The organism is Buttiauxella sp., assembly GCF_035271705.1.
Taxonomy (GTDB): Bacteria; Pseudomonadota; Gammaproteobacteria; order Enterobacterales; family Enterobacteriaceae; genus Buttiauxella.
In genome coordinates, this window is the sequence record NZ_DATERI010000204.1 from 1 (window position 1) to 4,175 (window position 4,175).

A 4,175-nucleotide genomic window follows, 5' to 3' on the forward strand; every position below is an offset into this window, starting at 1 on the left:
TTTCATTGCCGAGGTGGCGATGCCCTGCGCCCGCTCTTCGAGGTTGCCAGGAACGTTAAGGACATATTCAAGCAACAGCGACTGGTTCAGATCATTCATCTCCCGGCACGCTGACACCAGGCAATCTTCAGAAGTGACAACCCAATCACCTCGCGGAGGCGAATAGTTGTAGGCGTCGCCATCATCACCGTTTTCCACCAACAGCATCTGGCGCTCGTAGCGTTTACCGGTGGATTTATGGTTGATGGTGAGCAACCCGTTCTCTTCCACTTCCAGGCGATAAAAGGCGTTTTCGATGACCGATGCGTTTTCCTTGAGCGTCTGACTTGCGCCGTCAGTGGCAAAATCAAGATACCAGCGCGTGTAGCCCAGTGCCGGTAAAGCACTACTATTCACCGTAATTTGGCTGCGATAGACTTTTTCTGGCTTATGGTACGGTTTATCCGGATTGAGGCGAATAGTCTGGTTCAACACGTATTGGGTGAGATTGATTTGTTTTTCAATGACGTAGGGCAAGGCATTGCCCGCCGCATCACGCAAGGTGAAGGGAATCCCCGGCAACCATGCTTCAAAGGTCACCTGCGGCATGGTCGTATTGGTCAGAGGGTTAAATATAGTGAAGGTATAATCGTGCTCGCGCGGGGTACGAATGGCAATGAGCCGGGTATGCAACTCCAGCAGGTTGACGGCTAAATCGCGAGCCTGCTTGTAGCGGAAGAAAATATCCTGATTAGTCTCGTCGCTATTACAACCGCCAATGCTGTCATGAGCGGCGTTATAAAACATGAGCTTCCAGATATCAGCGATGATTTTTGCCGGATACACCTGCCCAAGGCTGCGGCTAATGGCCAGAACAGGCTCAAGCGTATTCACCAACAGCGATTCAATCTCGTTATTGAGCAACTTGAGATCCGCACGGCATGAGAAAATGGTTTTGTGAACGCGGGAATGCTTACCTTCTGTCAACTCGCCCTGAAGTACCCGCACACCGGTTGCAACCTCTTTTTGCAACGCTTCGAGGAAGGCCTGCGGGCTGCTTATCTGATAATGCCGCTGGTCGTCGCAAGCGTTGAACTGCTTCACTAACTCTGGCAGATTTTCCCGCACCGGAGCCTGATCAAATCCGTGGGGATAGAGCAAGTTTACACGGGCACTGCGTGCCTCAATGGGTGACAATTTTTCATTAAGAAACGCCGCCATATTTTCAGGATTTTCATCAAGCAAGCCACCGTAGTGGTAGCCCCATGGCATCTGAACTGCAAAGATCTGGTCACCGTTATCGCCCTGCCAGATAAACTCTGTTTCCAGTAGCGTGTTGTCCGCAATGCCACGCCAAAACAGCGCGTGGTCAATACCGAACTGTTTGTAGATCTGCGGCATATTCCCACCCTGCCCAAAACAGTCAGGAACATAACCCAGCGCCATGCTACCACCGGCTTCGGTGGCAACTTTAATGCCGTACCAAAGGTTGCGCACCACCGACTCCTGGTGGATAACCAGTTGGTCGGTTTGGGTGTACCACGGGCCGGTGAGCAGGCGTTTTTCAGCAATTAATTTGAACAATACCTCTTTGTCTTCCGGAGCCCACTGCAAATAACTTTCAATTAATGCACTTTGCGCATCCAGCAGGTAACAGGGAAAATCATCGTTATTCTCCAGTATACGAATCACGTTTTTAATATGGTTAAAAAGATAGATACGTGAGCGCGACGAGGTGAAATACCACTCCTGATCCCAGTGTGTATGGCTGTAAATGTGGACAACTTTATTTTTCATATCGATCTCCCTTTACGCAAAGTACAATATTCAATCAAATTTTATTTCAATCTCTTCCGTAGAATGCTTGCTGGGTTTATTTATACCGGGTTCTTCGTCATTGAAATTCACTAACAGATTGGCACCCAAAGCAATAACGACTGTGCCAACCAATGCACCAATGAAATAAGACCATGGGTTTCCAACGGTGAAACCCCCATATAACCCACCCAACGGCGGCATAATGGGATAGGCTTTTAATAACGCAACAGTCACCGCCCCCAGAGTCCCGGCCAGAACATTGAGAGGAATTAAGCGTGCCGGGTTGCGCAGGGTGAAGGGAATGGCACCTTCGGATATCCCCAGAATCCCCATAATAATTGAACCATTGCCCGCTTCTTTTAGCGTCTGATTAAAGTTATTCGGGCGTAAAAAACGGGCAGCCGCATAGCCTAACGGTGGAATAATAATCGCGACATTAACCAAAATAGCAGGAAGATATACGCCATTCAGGAACAGAATGTTTGCGGTGCTCCACGCCGCTTTGTTGACCGGCCCGCCGAGATCAAAGCAAATCATCCCACCAAGAACCGCCGCCAACACCACGGCACTGGTGCCATCTTTCGTCATCTGCTGAACCCAGTTCATCAACGAGGTATTCAGCCAACTCAGCACATCCCCCAGCAGCAATAACATCACCAGCACCTGCAAGCCAACGGTGATAAATGGCAGAATAATCAACGGCACAGAGCTTGACGCCGCGCCGGTAATTTTTATCTTTTGTGCAACCCATTCAGACGAGTAACCGGCCAGTAAACCACCCAGCACTGCGCCGATAAAACCAGAACCGGTTAGCGTGGCAATTAACCCTGCCGTAAAACCAGGAGCCAGCCCCTTTTTACCGGCCACTGAATAGGCGACATAGGCACCGAGAACATAATTCATTAACCCAATAATCTTAAATCCAATGTCTTGGGTGAGGTACAGCCAGTTTGTCAGCCCATGGTTATGCGCAAAGGCATCAAGATTAGGCTCGCCGATAACCAGACCCATGATTTTGGCAACCGCCACCATCAGAGAACCGGCAATAATAACGGGTAAGGCAAAGGAAATGCCTGTCATAAGATGATTCTTTATATCTATCATTATTTTTTTCATGACATCACCTTAGTTATTTATTCAGACGAGCCTCAACAGCTGAAACGCATTTCATTAAAACTTCAGAAGCATGGCTCACACATTGGCCTATTTTTACGCGAATGATTATTTTCCCGGCGAAGCGCTCTTCTTCTTCAATGGTGCGGTCAGCCGCAATCAGTACGAAATCTGCCACCTGGATATCATCATTGGTAATTCGATTCATGATCCCCATAGCACCCTGTTGCTCTATTTTTATCTGGTGCCCCAGACGCCCGCCCTCTTTTTCCAGGGATTTGGCGGCCATCGGTGTATGGGCTAGACCCGCAATGCAAGATGTCACGCCGACAATATTCATACTTCCTCCTCAATAGCGATACGCGATTTCATATATTGAAATAGTTCGTCTTCATCGTTGACGGAAAATAAATGCGCGGTGAATTCGTCATCAACGATTTGGCTGGCCAGGCTATTAATAATTTGTAAATGCAGCAACTTTGCCCCAGATTCAGGAACCAGCAGACCAAAAATAATTTGTACCGGTAGATCGTCCAGACTTTCCCAATCAATAGGATTTTGCAGACGAATAAAAATCACCCCGGCATGAGTAACATTGGCCGTTTTAGCGTGAGGAATAGCAATCTGGCTTTCAAAACCCGTTGAGTATTGGTTTTCCCGCGCCCAAAGATCCGCCTCAATTTTATCAGCATCTTCAGCCCACCCTTGTGCGACAGCCTGTGTCGCGAGGAAGCAAAAAATTTCTCTCTTATCTCTGAATGTCATATTTAAGAAAATATTCTCACGAGTAATGAGCATATACGTCCATCTCCATCTACTTATTTTTGTCATTAATCCAAGTGATATATTAGGACATATTGCTTCGGCAAAAAAAGATACGTTTTCCGCCTGCAAGGGGAAACGAACTATGTGGAAAGCAAGAAAAGAGAGACTTGGGTCAAAAAATCAGGCTGATTTGTGATGCACTCCAAACTTATTTATTAGAGTATCAGGTTAACCCAACTTGCAAACATCAGTGCTGTTCGATGTGACGACTTTTATTTGAAGTAATCAATATCACATCTTCCAGATTGCCGATTTTCATTGCACTAGTTCTATTTATTTTACTTTTATCAATGAGTAATAAAGACTGAGTAGCACGCTTCATCAATAAGGATTTAAATTCTGCGTTATAGATATTTGAGTCCCATAGCACACCGTCTTTATCAATGCCTTCACAAGAAAAAAGAAACAGGTCGATCTCCAGTTCTTTAAGCTGGGGTATA

Annotated in this window: 4 protein-coding genes and 1 pseudogene; all 5 read right to left on the reverse strand. The window is 46.8% G+C overall.

Annotation, left to right across the window (positions count from 1 at the left end):
* Positions 1 to 1,776, reverse strand: a 1,776-nt coding sequence (locus VJY99_RS18105; RefSeq protein WP_324120958.1) for an alpha-mannosidase, incomplete at its 3' end; no start/stop codon positions are given.
* 30 nt (positions 1,777 to 1,806) lie between these two features.
* The gene (locus tag VJY99_RS18110; RefSeq protein ID WP_324120960.1) at positions 1,807 to 2,913 is read right to left on the reverse strand and encodes a PTS fructose transporter subunit IIC; all 1,107 of its coding nucleotides are present in this window, start codon (positions 2,911 to 2,913) and stop codon (positions 1,807 to 1,809) included.
* Between the two features lie 13 nt (positions 2,914 to 2,926).
* Entirely contained in the window at positions 2,927 to 3,250 is a 324-nt protein-coding gene (locus VJY99_RS18115; RefSeq protein WP_324120962.1) for a PTS fructose transporter subunit IIB, read from the reverse strand.
* Positions 3,247 to 3,708, reverse strand: a complete 462-nt coding sequence (locus VJY99_RS18120; protein ID WP_324120964.1) for a fructose PTS transporter subunit IIA — start codon at positions 3,706 to 3,708, stop codon at positions 3,247 to 3,249. Before VJY99_RS18120 ends, VJY99_RS18115 begins: the two co-directional genes overlap by 4 nt.
* Positions 3,709 to 3,922: 214 nt before the next feature.
* Positions 3,923 to 4,175, reverse strand: a pseudogene (locus tag VJY99_RS18125) (transcriptional regulator); the annotation flags it as partial.

What these genes read in the sequence shown, in the direction of transcription:
- VJY99_RS18110 (WP_324120960.1), bottom strand. Translation starts at nt 2,913, where the DNA reads ATGAAAAAAATAATGATAGATATAAAGAATCATCTTATGACAGGCATT.
- VJY99_RS18115 (WP_324120962.1), bottom strand. Translation starts at nt 3,250, where the DNA reads ATGAATATTGTCGGCGTGACATCTTGCATTGCGGGTCTAGCCCATACA.
- VJY99_RS18120 (WP_324120964.1), bottom strand. Translation starts at nt 3,708, where the DNA reads ATGCTCATTACTCGTGAGAATATTTTCTTAAATATGACATTCAGAGAT.